The following is an 18,928-nucleotide window of genomic DNA, read 5'->3' on the forward strand; positions in this document are numbered from 1 at the left end:
AACATGTTGCGGGATACACGGCATGCCATGGGCGGCGCCACTTCAGACGTGGGTGGCAACGGACGCCACGGCAGGGCGTGCGATGTCGTCTCAGCGGTGTCCCAACATTGGGCGAACTGTTGCGGCCTATGGCTTGCTTCGAGCGGCCCACAAGTCACCGAGGCTGGACGCGCGCCGCCGCCTCAGGCCTCGACTGGCACTGACGCGGTGCCGTTCTGCTCGTATGCGCTCGCGGGCCGCGGCGTGTGCGTGGTCACGCAGTTGATGGCGAACGGCCCGTGTTCGACGCGGTAGAGCAGCCCGGGTAGCCACCGGTCGTGCCACTCAACGGCCGCTGTTAACGGTGCGTCGAGGACGGTGTAGGCCGCCTGCCACGCCAGCCACAGGGCTGTGAGCTCCTCGACGAGTTCGGGGTGTTCCTTCCAGCAGATCGGGATGCGGCGAGCGAGTGGATAGCGGTGGCGGACCCATCCGACCCAGTCGCGCAACTCCTGCCACAAGACCTCTGCGCCGGTCGGGCCGACCGTCCTCCAGCACCAGCTGGTCGGCACGCGTGGGATTCCGTCCAGAGGGATGGCCGCGTCCTCAAGTGCCTCCAGGCGGGCGAGAAGGTTGGCGACGGTTTCGTTCGTCTCGACAGTCAGAGATTCGACCTCGCGCTGGAGCCTTGCGATCGTCCGGGCCTGCTTGAGCAACTGCTTGGGGAGACCCTCCGCCTCACTCATGGCATCCCGCCGGCAGGTGATGCAACGCTGCGGAGATGGCGGAACCGACGAGTGCGGTACCAGGGCTGCAACCGAACTCGAGTGGGCGGCAGGTTTTGGTAGACCAGCACTGCCTCGCCGTCCGGGAGTTGCTGCAGGACGTGGAGCGGCGCCAGATCGTCCGTGTGATCGTTGCGGGAGCGACTTCGGTGTCCGTCTGCGCCACGGGTCTCTGAGTGGGAAAGCGTTCGGGTCCGGCCGAGAAGATCGGTCCAGTAGCGAAGCGTCTCAAGGTCGCCGACCCCTGGCAGCAACAGCCGGAGCTTGGCATTGGAGACGACGGTGCGCGCAACCTCACGGCCGCCGTACAGGTGCTCGACCTGCGCGAGGTCGTGGTAGATCAGCAACAGCTGGATGCCGTTGCCCCGCGAGGTCGTCAGCAGGTGCGGGAGCCGCGGGTAACGAAAGACGTTGCCCGCCTCGTCCAGCGCCAGCAGCAGTCGCGGGGTGAGTGGGCCGCCGGCCCCTGCGGCGCGTGTCTCGGCAGCGTGGATGACAGCCGTGAGCAGGGCGGTGAAGTACGGGGCGAACCGGTCACCCTGACCGGATGGCGTGACCACGCAGAGAGTGCCGCCGTCGTCGAGTAGCCGGTCTGCTGTGAACCCGTCCGGTCCGCTCGCCTCATTGGTGACGGTTCGGATGCCGGGCCGGGAGTAGGTGTCGGCCAAGCCCATCGCGGTGAACAGCACCGACCCCTTGCCTTCCTCGTGGATGGTGAAGGTGGCGGCGTACTCCTGCGCTGTCTCGTCGTGGCCGTTGCTGCGGAGGATGTCCTCGACCTGGTCGCGAGCACGCTCGCCGGCGTAGATCCACTGGCACCAACGCTCGATCGGCGCCTCAGCCCCATCCAGGTGCGTGGCAAGAAGCAGCCCTTTGAGGTACTTGCGGGCCTGGGCGTTCCACGGCCGCGCCCGAGGGTCGTCGGTCATGCCCGAGGCGTCGACGAGCCACTCGGCGACACGGTCCGCTGCCTCGTCGTCATGCGACGCGGTCACCGGGCACCAACCGCTCGTCTCATGACCGGGAGCGCCGCCAGGGGCGATGACCCACACCGGGCCATTCCGCCGTCGAGCCGTGATGACCGGCTCGAGGTCTTGTGGCTTGGCGGTCGTGAGGACGACAGGCCCCTGCCAGTCGAGCACGTTGGGCACAATGAGACTGGTCGTCTTGCCGGAGCCGTTCGGTCCGAACGCAACGGCGGACACGCAATCGTCGCCGGCGAGGAGCCGATGAGTCCGTCGGCTCCGACCCGCGACCAGGCGCCAGGGACGTTGTTCGGGGTCTCTTGGTACGGCGAGGGATCGCTCGCGCCGACGGGTGGCCCAGCGAGCCGGCGTGCCCCTCGTGACGCCGCTACGGCAGGTGGTGCACGCAGCCACGCCAACGGCGACGGTGAAGGCGCTCATCGCGAAGGCGATGCTCCAGAACACTGGAGCGTTGAGCGAGTGTGACGACGGGTAGGCATTGGCCCACGCCGTGTCCGCGGCATGACCGCTCAGGATGCCGATGAGGAAGTGCGGCGACTGACTGAACGGCGCATCGCTCCAACCGGCTCCGCCGATCACGAGGGACAGGCGACCGGCGATCCAGAGGACTGCGGCCCCGACGACGACCGAGCTGCCAACTAGCAGGATGACGCCGGCCGACAGATCGCTGTCGGCGTCGGCGCGGCTGGATTGTCCGATCACGGCTGGACTCGTTCCTGACCGCGCATGCGCTGGTCCGTGTCGACGATCGGCATCTCATCGGCGCCGAGGATGTGATCGACGATGGCCGAGTGCCTTCCGACCTTCCACAGTCCGCGGCCGCGCGGAAGGTGGACGAGCTGCTCGGCCTCCACGTCCGTGAGCCCGAGCGCGGAGGCGGTGATGTCGACCTGGTCGGACTCCTGGGCGTAGACGATCCGGGTCGAGCAGTCGGCGAGCAAGCCCTGGGCCAGGGCGACGGCCTCGGAGCCCGAAGCGCCGACCGCGCCCAGGTCGCTGATGCGGTGGACGACGGCCAGGTTGGCGACCCCGAGTGCGCGGGACAACTTCCACTGCGACTGCATGCGACGGACGAGCGCGAGGTGACGGAGCATGCGCCAGGCCTCGTCGTAGACGACGAGCCGTTGGCGCCCGTCGGGCGAGTGCAGGGCGGTCTCCATCCACGCCGAGGCGCAGGTCATGAGCAGAGCGATAGCCGTGTCATCGCCGGCGAGACGCGAGGTGTCGAGCACCTGGATGGGCGCGGTGAAGTCGAGAGCATGCGTGGTCGGGCCGTCGAAGAGTCCGGCCAGATCACCGACGACGAGGCGGCGAAGTTCGAGGGACAGGTTGCGGGATTCGTCGATGAGCTCGCGGGCGGTCATGTTGACCGAGGCGCCGGCGTCGGGATGCGGGCTCATGAGGGCGTGCACGATCTCGGGCAGGATCGGCGCCCGATTGGCTGAGACGGCCTCGACGGCCAGAACCAGCGCCGTGCGCTCGACAGGGGTGAGGCGTCGGTCGAGCGTGGTCTCAGCCAGCGCGGCAAGGAGGCTGAGACGACGTACCTGGACCTCGCGGAGCCAGTCAGACTCCGCCATGCCGCGGGGACGTACGCCAGGGTCGAGTGGGTTGATCCGGGTCGGCAAGCCGCGGCCGAGGGTGATCGGCCGTGTCCCCAGGGCTTGGGCGACCGGCGCCCACTCGCCCTTGGGGTCACCGGGGACGTAGATTCTGACGCCGAAGGCGGAGAGCCGGAGTGCGAGGGACTTGGCGAGGGCGGACTTGCCGCGTCCGATGACACCGGCGAGCAGCATGTTCGGGTTGGTCACCACTCCACTGCGGTAGTGCTGCCACGGGTCGTGCACGAATGATGCGTCGGTGCTGGTCTGCCGTCCGATGTAGACGCCCTTCGTTCCGAGACCGGAGTCGATGACGAACGGGTAGAGGGCCTGGAGGTTCCGTGTGGTGGCGCGATGCGCCGGTGTGCGCAGCGGCAGGAGCGCCTTGCCCCGCCCGGAACCTCGGCGCGACGTCGTGTCCCAGCGCTTCATGAGCGGACTCCTTCGTTGAGGGGGAGAGCGGCGGCGGTGAAGGCCTGGTCCACCACGCCGTAGACGCGGCGCAGGATCAGCGCCGATCGCACGGCCGACTGCTCCACGAGAGCGCATGCGGCGTCCAGATCGTCTGCCGTGGTGGCCGTAACCGTGACCCAACCGGTGAACCGGTACTCCGTGTGGCCGTGGACCAGCTCCTGCTCACGCCGCTCGAGAGCGATCTGCTCCTCGTCGTCCTGCGCGGTCTCGATCTGGCCGAGCCTGCGGCGTTGGGCGGCGTCGGCCCTCTTCGCGACCCGGTGGCCACGAGTGTCGCGCATCGACTTCGATGGTGGGATCGGTGCCGACGTCACCGACACGGTGCGACGCACGCCGGAGAGGGCCAGCAACGGATAGCACCACGCAGCCTCGACGGGGACGGCCGGCCACTCCGCGATCCAGTAGACGGCGTGAAGATCACCGTCGGTGCAGTAGCGGCTCCACTCGGCGACCGCTGCCATGGGGCCGGCGGCGAAGAGGGGAGTACGTCGTCCCCGCCGGTCCTGGTCCAAGCGGGTGGCACTCGAGTCGTACTGGGTGCGGACGAGCCCCGCGATGTCGTGGCTGTCGAGCACTGCACGGACGTCGAGCTCGGCGCGGGTGAGCGCCTGGTGGATCCAGGCGACCTCGGCCAGGACGACCTTGGCCGCGCCCTCTGGGCCTCCGCCTGCCTGTTTCATCAGCCGGTGGATGCGATGGGTGTCGAGGGAGACAGCGAGGTAGGTCTCGTGTCGGGTGGCGGTCGGTCCAGCCTCGTCGATCAGACGCTCGTAGGCGGGACCGAAGGGCGTCTCGGGGTGTCCGGCCTCCTCCCACCACTCGTGGAGACCGCGCCCTGTGTCAGGAATGGTGCGCTCGAGCCATTGAAGTCCGGCTACCCGGGAGCCTTCTTGCCCGCACTGAGCGAGCAAGGCGCCCCACGCCGCAACCCGCCGTTCCTGGCTAGCCCGGTCAGCCAGTACGTAGGTGGGGGAGAGGACCTCGAGCACGACGGTCCAGCGGTCCCTCAGCTTCAAGACCGCAACGTCACCCCGGGGAGTGCTGGCCTCATAGACCTTGAGCCCTTGTGCCAGCCCTGGGAGATCGAGCTGCGGAAGATGGCGGGCGCGGTGGAGCGCGGTCGGTCCGCCCAGGTATCGGCCCTGGCCGGTGATCCGCTGGTAGCCGTAGCCGAGGAGCGGGCCGCACCAGTCGATGAGACAGCGGCCCTGCACGGGGAACAGCGCAAGGAACGCGGCGGCGCCCGCCAGGGCGGCCCCGACCATCCCGCCCCGGCCGCCTGCGCTGAGGAAGCCCATCAAGGTCACTGCAGCACCGACGCCCAGCAGTGCGAGCTGAGGTGCACGGAAGCCCAGGAGAAGCCCGCCGCGGTCTCGCATGCCGAAGACGTAGGTCGTCGGTTCCGCCTGTGCTGTCATGACTCACGCTCCTGAGGACTTGGGCCGGGCCGCGACTGGTCCGAGGGTGGTGGTCCCGTCAGCGGTGGCTCAGCGGCGTCCGTCGCAGCGTCGGCGACCCGGCCGACCGCCCCGTGCGCCTTGCTGGCGCTCTCGTAGGTGGCGACGACGGCGACTGCTGCTGGGCCACCAGCAGTGCTCGCCGCCTCGGCCGTGCCGCCGCTCGCTGAGCCGAGCGGGATGGAGGCTGCCGGGATGGGGTTCGCCGCGCCCGATGACGCCGGGCTCGGCCGCTGCATCGGTGGCGCTCCTTGGCCGGCCTGCCTGGCCATGTCGTGACGGCCCGAACCCGGAGTCGGGAGGTGGCTGACGACCGGTTGCATGCCGCCGCGCAGGGTGCCGAACATCTCCCCGGCGAGGTGGGTGTTGCCGGCGAAGTGGACCAGTCGCAGCATCATGAACGGCGCGAAGCAGGCGCCGGTGACGAGGATCGCCGAACCGACGAGGTCGCTGATGCCTTGATCCGAGCCGCGCGCGAGCAGGGCGAGGCCGATGCCGAAGAGCGAGTAGATGGCTGTCTTCGTGAAGATCAGCGCGACGAGCACTTCGGTGGCGCGGCGTACCCAGCCGCGAGTGGGTTCCCACAGGTAGCCCGCGATGAGCAGCGGCGCGAACGCGACGACCACGAGGATCGCAATCTTGCGCAGGACGAGGAGGAACCACAGCATCAGGCCGGCGAAGAGCATGATCATCATCAGGACGATGAGGAGCATGTTCGCGCTGACCTCGCCGTCCATCCCGGCGACGTTCTTGAATCCCTGGGCCGTTTCGGTGAGCGAGCCGGTGAGGTCGCGACCCGTCACCCGGACGACACCGTGCGACAAGTAGTTGTCGATTCCGACCAAGAGCTGTGCGAAGACGATGTAGAACGCCCCGCCGAGGGTTGCGACGACCAGCCCGGAGACCGCGCGCGCGAGCGTCCCCGGGTCTCGTCTCAACGCGGCGAGCGCGAGGGCGACGAACAGGACGAGGCCGATGAGCGGCACCGCGAGAGCGAGGAAGCCGGCGTAGATGCCGCGGTACGTCGGGTCGGCCAGCGGGACCTGGGTGGACTCGTCGACGACCTTGACGATCTCGCCGAGCAGCTGGCCCGCGCCGGATGCGGTTGCTCTGGTGATGGCGCTCAACCCGGAGTCGACGACCTGCTCGCTGCCCTGGCAGGCGAGGTTCCACCACTTGCAGCCGTCGCCGTCCGGAAACGGGTCCGGAAGGTCGGGAAGCATTACTGGACCTGCGAGCCGAGCGTGGCGAAGAAGTTGATGATCGGTGCTGCGGCTCCGGCGATGAGAGCGCAGGCCGCGCACACCAGCACACCGGTCTTGCCGCGAGAGACGGCGTGGTAGTTGCCGCCGAAGCTGCCGAGCGCCCACGCCATGCTGCTGATCAGGAGTCCGGCGAGACTGGCGAGGAGAGCCCAGCCGCCCAGACCGTCGAGGAGCGTCTGGATCTGGGGGCCGCCGGGAAGCTTGCCGGGGTCGGGGTTGACCCCGACGAGCGGGATCAGGTCGTTGGCGTGCATGACTGGCTCCTTCTGTTCTCAACCGTTGGTTGTGCTGACCGTCGTGGTGAGGAGGTCGTGGTCGCTGATCAGTCGTCGATGCGGGGACGGGTCGCTGCGTGTCTGGCTGAAGGTGACGTGAGCACCGAAGATGTGGTCGATGCCCTCGCCTGGCCTGGCGCCGCAGTGGCCACGGGGACTGTCGAAGGCGCTTCCCAGCCGGGGTGTGAAAGCGCAGCCGGGCGCGTCTCGGTCGTTGAAGTCGCCGGTGAAGACGATCGGGGTGCCCGTCACCGATAGCTGGTCGATCAGCCTGGATTCAATGTGGAGGGCCCTCTCGCGCTGACCGCCGAGCTGCGCGTACATGTCCGAGGGGTTGTGGACGTTGACGACATAGAGCTGAGCGCCGGTCGTGCGGTTGCGCAGCAGGACGACCGGCATCTCGTCGGTCCCGGTGATGTAGGGGATCGAGAAGGACCGACTCGCCAGAAGGCTCCAGGTGTCAGCGCGCCAGATGACCGCATTGCGAGAGTCGCCGCCGGCGAACCATGCATCCCACCGGCCGGCGTAGCGACGAGCGAACACGTCGTGCTGCGGCCCCTCGAACTCCTGAAGCCCTGCGACGGAGACGCCGCGGGCGTCGAGGAGGCTGATCGCGCCGACGATGCGCTGGACTCCGACGGGCCAGCCGCGGTGCTGGTCACCTGACCGCCCGGTGTGACTGCTGCCGAGCACGTTGAAGCTGGCCAACCGGAAAGAGCCAGAACCGGCGGCGGCCGGGAGCACGTCCGCCTGGCCGGCGTGGCCGGCGTGGGCGGCGAGCCAGGCGCCGGCGTCGACTTGGTCGTCGAGGTAGCCGCCATCGTGTGGATGCACCTCGAAGTGAAGATGACAGCCGGTCGCGTTGCCGAGCTCGCCCACTTCGCCGATCTGCTCGCCCGCCCTGATGACCTGACCGTCGTGGACGGCGAGGGAGCGCATGTGGCCGTACCAGGTGGTCAAGCCGCCTGGTTGTATCTCGACCTTGACCAGCCATCGTCCCGACCACGACCATCCGCCGCCCGACTCGATGACGATCGTGCCGGAGGTCGCAGCCAGAACCGGTGTCCCGCAGGGTGCGGCCAGGTCGTCGCCGGTGTGGATCGACGTCCACAGGCTCGAGGTGTGACCGTAGTTGTGTAGGTCCGTGTACGTCCCGGGCCTAAGCGGCGCGACGACGGTGCCATCGGCCATCGTGCATGCGGAGGCTGCCGCGGCGGATGTGGCTGGGATGCCGGGGGCGAGCTCGGCGATCAGCCCTCGGGCCTGTCCCTCGTGGCTGGCGTACGCGTCCGGGAACGCGCTGCGCTGGACTGCTTGAGCTGCTGCTGCGACCGACATCTCCTGCCAGCCAGTGACACGCAGCAGGTGTGTGAAGAACGCGGTCGACGCGTAGACCGGGTCCATGACTTGGGCGGGGCTTCCCCAGCCGGCTGAGGGCCGCTGCTGGAAGAGCCCGAGCGAGTCGCGGTCGCCGTGCGGCAGGTTCCTCAGACCGGACTCTTGGAGCGCGGCTGTGATGCCGACGACCCAGCCGTACGGCGGCACACCCTGCGCCTTCGCCACCGCGATGATGGTGGCGGCGTTGGCGCGCTGCTCATCGCCAACCGCGGTGTTGGCGGCGTTGACGATGACCGTGTCGACTGTGGTCCCGCAGTCGTGCGCCGACTTGTCGGGCGCGATCACGACAACGACCCCGAGCAGAAGCGCCATGACCGCGACGAGCGGTGCGACAGCGAGCGTGACGACCTTCATGTGACCGACTCCCGAGACGGATCGAAGGTGATGGGTCCCTTCGACCATGCGCGCTCGATGAGCGGTAGCGGGACCCGTCAATCCCGATCTGTGGATAACTCGGGGTCGTGTGCGCGAGTTCTCCGGCCCTGTGGATCAGCGCTGGCTGATCAGCTGCTGACCGACCGTGATCGCGACGATGAGAAGCCCGACGACGAAGAGAAGCCACAGCAGTGACTCCTTGACGCGGCCGACTCGCGACGGGCGCCGAACGTAGGCGACGGTCGGGGGCATGCCGCGGCTCGCCGCGTCGCCGTAGCCGGCCCGATAGCCGCTTCGGTACGCCTCCGCGCGTGCGGCGGCGAGCGCGGCCTCGTGGTCCTCGCGCCAGAAGAACTCGCCCTGGATCTCGACGAGCGGGTTGTCCGCGTCCACGATCACCACGCGGCTGGGGCGACTCGGTGCTGTCATGACTCACCTCGGCGAGAAGAGAGAACCTCCATCGAGAGTACGCCGACCGGCGGACCTCTCGATGTCGTTGTCGTGTGACGGCTACATGTGAGCGCTCTGAGACTACGAGGACGCCAACGGCGTTTCGGATCAGCGGGCGGCCGGCATCTGACTGAGACGGTGGCCGCGCCGCGGGGCAGACGAACGCTGGGCGAGCGCAGCGGCCAGATCATCGCGGTGATGCCGCGACGCGATGAGCATCTCCGGTTCGATGGCAGGCTCCTCGGCCAGCCGCCGGCAGGCAACGTAGAAGCGCTCGCGGCTGCTGGTGATGGGGCGGAGGGTCCGCTCGTTCTCGTCGAAGATCTGGATGTTCCTGCGTGCCATGGTCTCGCGGCGCAGCGACAGGCCGACATTGACCGCGACCTCATGGGTGGCGGCGTCGAGCGCGGTGAGCGTAGACGGGGTCGGTTGCTGCTCGCGGTGCTTGCGAAGCTGTCGCACCATCTCGGACTGTTGGGTGACCACATAGGGCGATGGCATGGGGTTTCTCTCCGCGAGCCGCTTCATGGCGCAGTCGAAAGCGGCGTACGCGTCGATGCGCTCGCGGAAGCGAGCGGCCAGGAGCGGTGCGCTCGCTCGGTCGGCCCACTCGCCGAACACGGTCGCCAGGCGGATCTGGCCGCTGGCCACGGCTCGCGCGGCACGGAGTCCATGCCGTTCGACGTCGTTGTACGCCCAGTCGCTCGGTGCGACGGGGCGAAGCAGTCGAGCGAGGTGCCGCTGGGCGAAGGGGTAGTCCTCGGACCGCGTGATGAGGGAGACCATGCCGCCGCGGGCGGTGGTAACGGTCGGAGCGTCCGGCACCGCATGGTCCGGGGAGGGGTCGATGTCGCGCCAGGAGGTCACCCGTGCGACGTTCGCCACGGCAAGTCGGGACTCGATGTAGTCATCGCGGCCACGGGGTGCCAGGTGGCCGGCCTCGGCAAGCTGCTGGTCGGCGACGACCAGGGCCTCGACGACAGTGGCGAGGTCGGCGATGAGGTGCCAGCGGCGGTTGTCGGTCCGGTATGGGTCGTCCGCCCAGCGGCGGAGGTCTGCGTTGGCCAGCGTGAGGTGCCGAGCCACCGCCTGCCATCCCGCAACCGCCGCCTCGGCGGTCGGCCCGATCAAGATGTCGGTCGGCGCGAGATCAGGGACATCGGGCCTCGGCATCGTTCGGTGTACGTCGGCGAGGAGCTCCACCGGGTACTTGGTCGCGTCGAGGGTCTGGCGCGCCCGTTGAGGCAGCTCGAGGCGCCTGCGGATCCTCAGCGCGCCGATCCGGTCTCCGACAGCGAGCTGCGACTGCCGACGACAAGCCAGCAACAGAGGGATCTCGCGGCGCGGGGGATCCGCACGGAGCACCGAGAGCAGCGCGCTGCAGGCTGCTTCCTGTTCGTCGCCGTACGTCATGGCTTGCCGCGGTTCTCGATGACCGACGTCACCAGCGTCCAGGCGTCGTACATGTCGAGGGCTTCGCCGAGCACGGTCGCCGTCTCCGCGAGGTGCAGCAGCAGCCTGGCGGCGAGCGACATCAGAGTGTCGTTGTCCTGTTCCTGCGGAAGCATCAGGGTCGTCGGCTGGTGCCGGTCGGCGACAATGGCGAAAGCGTCCATCAGATCGGGCTCGGGTGCCGCAGCGTGGTTCTCGCCGAGGGCGACGAGGAGGCCGTAGAGGCGGTCGAGTTCGTCGGTCCTGTTCACGGTGTGCTCCTTCTGGGATGTTCGAGGTTCAGGCACTAGGACGAAGCGTGGGCAGCGGTTCTCGGCGCGACGGTGAGAGCTGAGCCGCGGGACGAACGGTGGACGGCACCTGGGCCTGCCGGATTGCAGATGCCAGGTCATTGCTGACCTCGGAGTGATGGAGCCCGAGCTTGTCCGCGGTTCGAGCCACCTGGCGTGGGATGTCGGCGGGGAGCAGGGTCGCGATGAGTCGAGCTGACTCGTGGAGGGCGTCGATTCGGGTGTCCACGTTGGTCGCATGATCGGGATGCCGGCTGACGCAGTGATCGATGAGGAAGTCGGCGAGGGGATCCGAGGCGCGCAACGTCCGGACAAGGGCTGTCGGGCTCTCCGCACCCACTGAAGCCGGATCCTGACCGTCGTAGAAGCGAGCGCCACGCGGCAGAGCGAAGGCCCCGATCAGAAGCGGGTACGCGCGGCGACTCGCCTTCTCGCCAGCGTGATCCCCGTCGTAGGCGACGTGAACGGTCTGGGTGTTGACGAAGAACCGAAGTGCCGTGACCTGCTCGGCTCGCAGCGAGATGCCGCAGGTCGAGACGGCGACGAATTCCGTGGTCGCGGACGCGACAGCCAAGACATCGAGCGGGCCCTCCACGATGACCGGAGCGGCGCCGGCGGACAGGCGGTCGCGCTGCTCGGCCAGGCCGAACAGCAGCTCGCCCTTCCGAAACACCTCGGTGGTCGGGGTGTTGAGATAGCGCGGTGCATCCGGCCGACCATTGGGAGCGGCTCGGCCGATGAACCCGACGAGCTCGCCCCTGCAGTTGCGGACGCCGAGGACGAGCCGTTCCCGGAAGCGGTCGATGAGGGATCCCGTGCGCGCGGTGGTGGCGAGGCCAGCCGCCAGGATCTCGGTGTCGCTGAACCCGTGGTCATGAAGGAGGCTCTGCATGCCGGTCCAGCCCGGCGGCGCATAGCCGACCGTCCAGCGCGGGTCGTCGAGGATCTGGTCGAGTCCGCGGCTCGTCAGGTAGCGGCGAGGGCCTTCACCGCGTGGGCACTCGAGCATCTGGCGGAAGTAGCCAGCCGCCACATCATGGGCGGTGATAAGCCGTTCGCGCGCGATTGTCACGAGGTCGCTCCCAGCTCGAGCCGCCGTTGTCCCCCTGTGTGGGCGGACGAGAGACGCTCTGTGGTCGAGCCGCCGGGGGAGTGGCGCCAGACCTCGTACGCCGTGCGACTCAACCGCCCGGCCGCGGCGAACCCGCTCGCGAGAACACGCGCCTGGGTGGGGTCGAGCGGATGCCATCGTGTGGCCAGTTGCCCTGGGCGGCGCCCGCACCAGACGAGCTCACCGTGCGCCTGGAGGCGGCCAACTGTCCGGCTCGCGTCGACCGCCAGCTGCGGAAGCGTGCCGAGCACAGCCTCGGTGACTGCCGGTCGTCGCTTGGCATCGGACGTGACGGTGATGATCGCGTCGCGGTACAGGGTGGGCGCCCTGGTGAGGCCCTGCACGCGAGGAAAGAGGTGCTGACCGAGATCCCTCCAGGCGGCCTCTGCGGTGGCCAGCTGGTCAACGGCATTCGCACGGTGAACGCGATCGAGCGGGTTGTGAGCGAGTGGAAGTAGCTCTTGCGCGGTTCGGCTCACGGTGGCGCCGAGGGTGCACAGCTCCGTCAAGGTGTGGGTATTGGCGCGTTCGTCTCCTTGGCTCTGTCGATAGGAGAGCTGACGAAGGAGGCGCAGCGCCGTCAGTCCATTGCCCAGCGCCTCGAAACCGACACCGACGCTGGTGACGGCCGGTAGGAGATGGTCGACCGCTTCGACCGCGCTACCAGGGGCGACCGGGAGCGGTGGAGCGCTGGCGAGGCTGAGTAGCGCTGACTGCATGAGTTGACGCAGCCGGAAGGCGCGGTTGTGGCTGAAGAACGGTTCCCGCGCGGGCTGGATGCTTCGAACCCGCGTCACGAGGCCGTGACTGCGTGCCAGGGGCTCCTCGAGCAGGGAGATGACCCGGGCGACCGCCGTGCCCTGGACGCCCGCTTCGAGCAGTACCTCGACTTCCGATGTGCGCAACTGACCGGTGGGGCTCAGGTGTGTGGCCAGCACGTCGTGGGCGAGCCCCAGCCAGTCGCCGGCGTCGGCCCAGGGGTTGTCTCCGCGCCGCTCCATCGTCAGGTCAGACAGGCGATACGAGGCGTCACGGTGCGCCTGCCTGATTCCGGAGCCGCGTGAACTGGCCGGAGCCATGAGCAGTGCCAGGTGCCGTCCGCCGACGGCCAGGAACCGCTCGAAGTCGACGAGCAAGTCAGCGGCCTGTTGGGGGTCGCGAGATGGTGACGTGGATGTTGCGACTGCGGCGGCGGTAGCCTCCGTCGCCATTGCTAGTAGGGCGCCGTACGACACCTCGTCGTCCGGATTCTGGGTGTGCGAAACCATGGCCACCTCCTCGAGCGGCGTGCCTGGTCAGTGCGGAAACGGCGTCAGCGCGTCGGGTGTGTGCCTCGAGACGGGAGCCGGGTGGGGAGCGGGGCGGGCGCGGAGAGCGCCTGTCGTGGAGTGCGACTCGATGCCCGGGTCGTTTCCTGTTCGCGTCGGGCGTGCCGCCAAGCGACGTACTGGGCGGTGTCGAGCGGCGGTGGTTCGCCGAGGTCTCGAGGCGGCAGTCCCGTAAGCCCATATTGCTCGCGGTAGGCGGCGGTGAGGGTCCCGAGCTCGCCGGCCCGGGCGGCGATGAGATGTGCCCGAGCGCTGAGGTATCGGTCCCAAGCCGCGTGCCCGACGGTCCCCGCGGGCAGCCAAGGGAGCGGGCTCTCTGTAACGGGAAGGTCAGGCACGCCGAGCTCTCGCGGGACGTCCGTGATCCGGCTTGTGAGAACGGCAGCCGGGGAACGTGCAGCACCCAGGTCGTCGTACGCGATGGCGGCCGAGAGAAGCTGGCCTGGCTCCGTTCCGGATGCTGCCGCTCGAGCGAGGGCGAAGGCGAGACGCTTACGAGCAGGATCCGCGAGGATCCGTTCTCCAAGGTGCCGTGGGATAGTCCGGACCGCGCACGCCAGCGCTTCCATCGCGGCGTGCTCCCAGGCGTGCCGGTAGCGAACGACGAGTACTGGCAAGCTGAAGGCCTCGCGATGCGCTTCCCGGATGGTGGTGACGGCGGCCTTCTCCGCGCCACTACGTGCGAGGACACGGGTGAGCAGCTCATGGCGAGACCGGGGCGGCTCGGGGACGCGATCGGTGTCGGTCTCGAGGGCATCGTCGGTGGCGACGTACCAGGTGTTTCGGAGTCGACCCCTTGTCGAAGCCACGTAGAGCGACTCGCGGGTGGTCTCGTCGGTGACAAGAGCATGACCTGTGTCGACCGTGACCCCTTGAGCGCGGTGCGCGGTGGATGCATAGGCGAGCTCGACGTTCTCGGCGACGTAAGCGGCGGGAAGCCGGACCTGGCCACGGTGCACGACGTGACGGACAGTCAACGAGCCGTCGTCGTGCCGCTTGCGGATCGCCCAGGTGTCGCCGTTCTTCACCCATTCGCGACCGTGGTGGCACGTTGCGGACCGCAGGTTGAGTCGGGTGACGATCCAGTCGCCTTGGCCGGCCGACGTGTCGTCATGCAGAAGCACGCCGTCGGCCTCTACTTCACCGAGCACGATTCGCTCGGTTCGCGCCCGGGTGTTGAGGGCGCGCACGTCTTGCGCGCTGGTGACGATCACCAGCGAGGTCAGTCCGGCGCGCATGTCCGCGGCCCAAGCCTCGTACGCGGCGCTGCGCATCGCCTTCCGGCTGCCGTCCCGTACGCGGTCGTCCTGCAGGTAGAACGTGAGGGCGCCCGGGTCGCCCTCCCGCAGCTGGGTGCTGGCCTCGGCCTCGGAAGGATCGGCGAATCGGTGGAGGTGATCCAGCCTGACGGCTCCGACCTCGGCGTCGAGCAGCCTCAGCGCGCCGCCCGCCTCGACGGCGGAGAGCTGAGACGGATCGCCGAGCAGCCGTACAACGGCTCCCTGCTGTGCGGCGACGGCGACGAGGCGCGCCAGTTGAAGAGTGCCGGCCATGCCGGCCTCGTCGACGAGGACGACGTCCCTCGGCCCCAGTCGAAACCAGTCGTCGGCGGAGTCACGGTCCTGCTCGTGGAGGAACTTGTGCAGGTTCTCCGCGCGAGAGCCGACCTCGCTGCCGAGGACCTGGGCCGCCTTCGCGCTGCTGGCGAGCGGGATGAGCCGGCGCCCGTCGGCTGCCAGCACCGCGGCGTAAGCCCGCATCGCGGTGGTCTTGCCGGCACCCGCCGGACCGATGCCGACGGTGAGCGCCGCCGGGTAGGTCGCGAAGTACTCGACCACCTGCCGCTGCCCGGAGTCGAGGTGTACGTGGTCCTCGGATTCGTAGACCGCGATCGCGGCCTCGGCGACGAGGGGATCGACGGCGTCGGAATGTGCCATCGCGGCCGCGACCAGCGACTCCTCGGCCGTGAGGATCTCACTGCTCGTGTAGCGCTCACCGCCATGGATCCGATACACGCTTTGGTGGTCGGACTCTCGGCACAGTGCGGCCGGCTCCGCGACTAGGGTCGGCTCGTCGATACGGATAGAGAACTGGTCGCTCGTCGCCACGGCGACGACGGCCTCCGTCACGTCGTCGCGCGACAGCCCTGAAGCTTCGAACCGGTAACCCCGCAGGGCACGCTCGGTTTCGGCGTAGACGTTCCACCGTGTCCAAGTTGAGCGCTCCTGAGACACGACTCGCACCACCTCGCGAGCGGTCAGCTCGATCTGCTCGGCGGAAACCGTCAGTGAAGGCGTTGGCTGCTTGGTCACCTCGGCGAGCATCATGGCCAGGCCGCGGCGGCCGATCACCTCGGTCGCCTCAGCGGACCAGCACGCGACGTACTCGGCAAGCGTCTTGCCGGTTCCCTTCGCCTCCCGAGTTTCGAGGGTCGCATACTGCGCGAGCTGGAGCTGCGCGACCCGGCTCGGCTCTCGTCCATGGGTGCTGCGGTAGTCGCGGAGCAGCTCCGCGTGACGATCCTCGATCGCCGCCCGTCTTTTGGAGAAGTGGCCCGTCAGCCTCGGGGGCACGCCGACTATCTCGCGCACCGGCCGCTTGCCAGCCGCTTGGCCGGAGCGCTCGGCGAACCTGACTCCAAGACGCCGGTGGAGGCCGTCCTCGAAGCGGGTGTTGTAACGCTCAGATGCCGCAACGCCAAGCGAGTGGAGCACTCGACCGTCGAGGGAGCGCCACTTCCCGTCGCTGCCCTGAACCTTGTTGGATAGCGCGACGTGCGTGTGCAGGTCCGGGTCGCCGCTGCGGGACGCGTAGTGGTCGAAAGCGGCAGCGATGATTCCGGTGGTGTCGATCTGAGCCGCGCCGCCGTGCCCCACGCGAGTGAAGGCGGCGTGTCGCTCGATCCACATCAGCGTGCTGTCGACCGCCTCGTGGTGAACGTCTTCGACCGCCCGGCGAATCTCCGATCCGCCGAGCGCCCACAGGACAGACGCAGACTTCACGGGTGTGAAGACGAGGTCATATCCGGCTACGGGCCGGCGTATGTCGCCGTCCTTGGTCTCGGAAGTCTTGGGGTAGGCGCGGCCGAGCTTGGTTGCCTGCTCCTCAGCCCCGTCGGCCAGCATTCTTTCTCGGTCCGGGTGGCGGCCGGCGCCGAACAGTGCCTTCATCTGCGCCTCGGACACTGTCATTCCCTGGATGTTCAGAACCACCGATCCGTGTCCCAACCAGACGCCCGGCGGGTTACCCCGCGCGGTGTAGTAGTCCGCGAGCGACTGGCCCCGGGCGCGCCGCTCATCGGCCGACGCCACCTGCCGCGTCAGGTAGGTGTAGCCGTCGCCCGCAGTGAGCTTGTGCACGACCATCACAGCTGCGGACCCGAACGCTGGGCGGTGAAGCCGGGCGCCCGGGGAAGCGACGCGACCTGGAGGGAGCGCTGGTGTCGCACCATCGGGTAGAAACCGCTCGCGCGCTCGATCTCGTGGGCGTTCAGCCCGACGTGGAGAGCCGAGTCGACCGCCCGCTCCAGATCACGATTGGCGAGCGCGGCTCGTACTCGAGCTTCTTTGAGGATGCGGAGGGCATCGGCGGGCCGAACGTGCTGCTCCTGCCAGAGTGAACGCACTAGCTCGCCAACGTCCTCGCGGTCCTCGAGCACCGCGACCTCGGCATCGGATGCCCAGAGCCGGGCCTCATCGAGATCCTCCTGCTGGCGAAACGTCACGCGAGGGAGGAGGTCGCTGTGCCAGTGGTCGCGCGTGGCCTGGTGCATCCCGCGGTCCGCGGCAGCCCCATCGCAGACGATTCGCCACCCGACGACCTCTGCGCCGGGCCGCGTCGCGTAGCGCGGGCGGTACGCGAGATCGTCGGCCTTGACGATCACCTGGTTGAGCGGAACGCCGCCTCCCATAACACCGGTACCTCGTCGCCCGTCACGGAACTCCGGGACCAGACGTCCCTCATGCAGACCGTCATCGGTGATCCAGCCCATGGTGACCTCGCAGAGTCGGCCGAGGTCAGCGAATCGACCCCGTTGTTCCATTGGCTGGTGAACGCGACGACGTCGTAACCACGGAAGTAGGACGTCCGGGACGTCTTCGCTTGCGTAAAGCGTCCCCCGCTAGCGGCCACACTTCGCTCGAGAGGAAGGGGCGTGCACAGTTGGCGGGGCGTGGCCATGCCGTTTCTACCTGAGCGTCCGAGCATCGACTTGGCGCGGACCAGCAGTCAGACGGCCGCGACCGCTGCCTTAACGCGCGAGCGTTTCAATGTGGGAGGGCATGGACCTTGACACCGGGTTCGAACAGATGACACTTAAAAGGGTCAGGGTTCCCGGGCCCTGAAGCGTCAACTCACGGGAGCGCAGATGACTGCGAGCGCTACGGGCAGGGAAGTCCGCCACCAACTGGCACCGGTCAGCGTGGAGTGTGAGCGTGACTCGGGCTCACGGGGGCAGGGTTCCGGCTCCGACGGACAAGTGCCGGGGCCGGTCTTGCGCGGGAAGGTCGGCGACACCTTCGCGATCGAGCTGCGAAACCTTCCCGAAGTGACTAGTAGCCATTGGCACGGCCTGCGAGTTCCGGCTGCCATGGACGGCACCGAATTAGTTCAGAAGCCCGTTCGACCGGGGCGGTCCTTCCAGTATCGGTTCTTGCTGCCTGACGCTGCGACGTTTTGGTGCCACCCCCACACCAATGAGACCGAGCAATTGGAGAATGGGCTCTACGGCGCCTCGATCGTTCGGGGTCCTGACGAGCCTGTCCTCGATCGTGAGCGGGTGCTCATGCTCGATGACGTCAAACTCGACAAGAGGGGCCGTTTGGCGCCCTTCGGCGGACTTCGAGGAAAGCACGACGGACGGTTCGGCAATGTCCGTCTTACGAAGGGCAGGGCTGACCTGGTGCTGGATGTCGCCGCAGGCCAGGTCGAGCGCTGGCGCTTGGTAAACACGTCGACCCGCCGCCGTACTTGTCGTGGGAAGACACTGTCAACGTGCCTGGACAGGGCACTGTGCGCATCGCGTGGCTGCCTGACGATCGTCCCGGCAGTTGGATGTATCACTGCCACATCCTTGAGCACCATGCGGCGGGGATGATGGCGCACTTCGATGTCATTCGGTGATTTAGGGAGGGATCCACCATGTCAACCGCTCAACGCCTGCGGCAGACCGGTGCCTCGACTGAGGGCGCGTCGCTGCGTCTAGCCGCCAGGCTATTGCTTGCTGGCCAACTGCTCTTCATCGTCATCACTCAGTTCCACACTGGTGGCGACGCAAACAACCACGTGTCGATCTTCGCGAGGTACGCCGATAGCGGCGACTGGAAGGGTGTGCACGCCCTGCAGTTCGGTGCCATCGCGCTGCTGACGGCCGGGCTCCTGGGTCTGCCCCGAGTTTGGTTGACACCTGACCTCTGAGGTTTCGGCCTCAGGCGGAAGGATGTCCCCGTGGCAAAGCCCTACCCCAAGGAGTTCCGCGACGACGTCGTGGCCGTGGCCCGCAAGGGCCAGGCGCCGCTGGCACAGATCGCGAAGGACTTCGGCGTCTCCGAAGGCTCGCTGACCAACTGGTTGAAGCAGGCCGACATCGAGGACGGCAACCGTCCCGGTATCACCGAGGACGAGCGCAAGCAGCTGCGTGAAGCGAACAAGCGGATCCGACTCTTGGAGCAGGAGAACGAGGTCCTCCGCCGTGCGGCCGCCTA

Annotated in this window: 17 protein-coding genes and 1 pseudogene; 4 read left to right on the forward strand and 14 right to left on the reverse strand. The window is 68.2% G+C overall.

Going from position 1 to position 18,928, the window contains the following annotated elements; translation table 11 throughout:
• Window positions 1-182 precede the first annotated feature (182 nt).
• The 14 genes from BM236_RS17335 to BM236_RS17395 form a co-directional block, all read right to left on the reverse strand.
• Window positions 183-725: a hypothetical protein gene (locus BM236_RS17335; protein WP_091126385.1), complete on the reverse strand. Its 543-nt coding sequence runs from the start codon at window positions 723-725 to the stop codon at window positions 183-185.
• Complete coding sequence (locus tag BM236_RS17340; RefSeq protein WP_091126387.1) at window positions 722-2,452, reverse strand: type IV secretory system conjugative DNA transfer family protein; 1,731 nt, start codon at window positions 2,450-2,452, stop codon at window positions 722-724. The genes BM236_RS17335 and BM236_RS17340 overlap by 4 nt, the downstream gene beginning before the upstream one ends.
• Complete coding sequence (locus BM236_RS17345) at window positions 2,449-3,783, reverse strand: VirB4 family type IV secretion system protein (RefSeq protein WP_091126389.1); 1,335 nt, start codon at window positions 3,781-3,783, stop codon at window positions 2,449-2,451. The genes BM236_RS17340 and BM236_RS17345 overlap by 4 nt, the downstream gene beginning before the upstream one ends.
• Window positions 3,780-5,243: an SCO6880 family protein gene (locus BM236_RS17350; RefSeq protein ID WP_091126390.1), complete on the reverse strand. Its 1,464-nt coding sequence runs from the start codon at window positions 5,241-5,243 to the stop codon at window positions 3,780-3,782. Before BM236_RS17350 ends, BM236_RS17345 begins: the two co-directional genes overlap by 4 nt.
• On the reverse strand, window positions 5,240-6,505 hold the full coding sequence (locus BM236_RS17355; RefSeq protein WP_091126392.1) for a hypothetical protein: 1,266 nt from the start codon (window positions 6,503-6,505) through the stop codon (window positions 5,240-5,242). The genes BM236_RS17350 and BM236_RS17355 overlap by 4 nt, the downstream gene beginning before the upstream one ends.
• Window positions 6,505-6,801, reverse strand: coding sequence for a DUF6112 family protein (locus BM236_RS17360; RefSeq protein ID WP_091126393.1), 297 nt, complete (start codon window positions 6,799-6,801; stop codon window positions 6,505-6,507). The genes BM236_RS17355 and BM236_RS17360 overlap by 1 nt, the downstream gene beginning before the upstream one ends.
• Window positions 6,802-6,819: 18 nt before the next feature.
• Window positions 6,820-8,574: a peptidoglycan DD-metalloendopeptidase family protein gene (locus BM236_RS17365; RefSeq protein WP_175507738.1), complete on the reverse strand. Its 1,755-nt coding sequence runs from the start codon at window positions 8,572-8,574 to the stop codon at window positions 6,820-6,822.
• Window positions 8,575-8,709: 135 nt separating this feature from the next.
• Window positions 8,710-9,024, reverse strand: a complete 315-nt coding sequence (locus tag BM236_RS17370; protein WP_139230156.1) for a hypothetical protein — start codon at window positions 9,022-9,024, stop codon at window positions 8,710-8,712.
• Between the two features lie 129 nt (window positions 9,025-9,153).
• Entirely contained in the window at window positions 9,154-10,458 is a 1,305-nt protein-coding gene (locus BM236_RS17375) for a hypothetical protein (RefSeq protein ID WP_091126398.1), read from the reverse strand.
• On the reverse strand, window positions 10,455-10,748 hold the full coding sequence (locus BM236_RS17380; protein ID WP_091126400.1) for a hypothetical protein: 294 nt from the start codon (window positions 10,746-10,748) through the stop codon (window positions 10,455-10,457). The genes BM236_RS17375 and BM236_RS17380 overlap by 4 nt, the downstream gene beginning before the upstream one ends.
• Window positions 10,749-10,776: 28 nt before the next feature.
• Entirely contained in the window at window positions 10,777-11,859 is a 1,083-nt protein-coding gene (locus tag BM236_RS17385) for a toprim domain-containing protein (RefSeq protein WP_175507739.1), read from the reverse strand.
• Entirely contained in the window at window positions 11,856-13,166 is a 1,311-nt protein-coding gene (locus tag BM236_RS19130) for a hypothetical protein (RefSeq protein WP_175507740.1), read from the reverse strand. Before BM236_RS19130 ends, BM236_RS17385 begins: the two co-directional genes overlap by 4 nt.
• 44 nt (window positions 13,167-13,210) lie before the next feature.
• A complete protein-coding gene (gene mobF, locus BM236_RS17390) occupies window positions 13,211-16,591 on the reverse strand; it encodes a MobF family relaxase (protein WP_091126410.1) in 3,381 nt (1,126 codons plus the stop codon).
• Complete coding sequence (locus tag BM236_RS17395; RefSeq protein ID WP_139230157.1) at window positions 16,591-17,217, reverse strand: hypothetical protein; 627 nt, start codon at window positions 17,215-17,217, stop codon at window positions 16,591-16,593. The genes mobF and BM236_RS17395 overlap by 1 nt, the downstream gene beginning before the upstream one ends.
• A 375-nt stretch (window positions 17,218-17,592) precedes the next feature.
• Between BM236_RS17395 and BM236_RS19635 the strand changes: the two are divergent.
• The 4 genes and pseudogenes from BM236_RS19635 to BM236_RS17410 form a co-directional block, all read left to right on the forward strand.
• A pseudogene (locus BM236_RS19635) lies at window positions 17,593-17,964 on the forward strand (multicopper oxidase domain-containing protein); the annotation flags it as partial.
• A gap of 230 nt (window positions 17,965-18,194) precedes the next feature.
• Window positions 18,195-18,347, forward strand: a complete 153-nt coding sequence (locus tag BM236_RS19640) for a multicopper oxidase domain-containing protein (RefSeq protein ID WP_425434213.1) — start codon at window positions 18,195-18,197, stop codon at window positions 18,345-18,347.
• 18 nt (window positions 18,348-18,365) lie between these two features.
• Window positions 18,366-18,641 carry a hypothetical protein gene (locus BM236_RS17405; RefSeq protein ID WP_091126407.1) on the forward strand — a complete coding sequence of 92 codons (276 nt, stop codon included), beginning with the start codon at window positions 18,366-18,368 and terminating at the stop codon, window positions 18,639-18,641.
• 30 nt (window positions 18,642-18,671) lie between these two features.
• Window positions 18,672-18,928: transposase (locus tag BM236_RS17410; protein ID WP_217645396.1), on the forward strand; the 257-nt coding region annotated here is incomplete at its 3' end.

The organism is Nocardioides terrae, assembly GCF_900112345.1.
Lineage (GTDB): Bacteria > Actinomycetota > Actinomycetes > Propionibacteriales > Nocardioidaceae > Nocardioides > Nocardioides terrae.

Bases quoted from the DNA above. Each gene is read 5' to 3' on its own strand.
- BM236_RS17335 (WP_091126385.1), bottom strand. From the start codon at position 725: ATGAGTGAGGCGGAGGGTCTCCCCAAGCAGTTGCTCAAGCAGGCCCGG.
- BM236_RS17345 (WP_091126389.1), bottom strand. From the start codon at position 3,783: ATGAAGCGCTGGGACACGACGTCGCGCCGAGGTTCCGGGCGGGGCAAG.
- BM236_RS17350 (WP_091126390.1), bottom strand. From the start codon at position 5,243: ATGACAGCACAGGCGGAACCGACGACCTACGTCTTCGGCATGCGAGAC.
- BM236_RS17355 (WP_091126392.1), bottom strand. From the start codon at position 6,505: ATGCTTCCCGACCTTCCGGACCCGTTTCCGGACGGCGACGGCTGCAAG.
- BM236_RS17360 (WP_091126393.1), bottom strand. From the start codon at position 6,801: ATGCACGCCAACGACCTGATCCCGCTCGTCGGGGTCAACCCCGACCCC.
- BM236_RS17365 (WP_175507738.1), bottom strand. From the start codon at position 8,574: ATGAAGGTCGTCACGCTCGCTGTCGCACCGCTCGTCGCGGTCATGGCG.
- BM236_RS17370 (WP_139230156.1), bottom strand. From the start codon at position 9,024: ATGACAGCACCGAGTCGCCCCAGCCGCGTGGTGATCGTGGACGCGGAC.
- BM236_RS17375 (WP_091126398.1), bottom strand. From the start codon at position 10,458: ATGACGTACGGCGACGAACAGGAAGCAGCCTGCAGCGCGCTGCTCTCG.
- BM236_RS19130 (WP_175507740.1), bottom strand. From the start codon at position 13,166: ATGGTTTCGCACACCCAGAATCCGGACGACGAGGTGTCGTACGGCGCC.
- mobF (WP_091126410.1), bottom strand. From the start codon at position 16,591: ATGGTCGTGCACAAGCTCACTGCGGGCGACGGCTACACCTACCTGACG.
- BM236_RS17395 (WP_139230157.1), bottom strand. From the start codon at position 17,217: ATGGGCTGGATCACCGATGACGGTCTGCATGAGGGACGTCTGGTCCCG.
- BM236_RS17405 (WP_091126407.1), top strand. From the start codon at position 18,366: ATGTCAACCGCTCAACGCCTGCGGCAGACCGGTGCCTCGACTGAGGGC.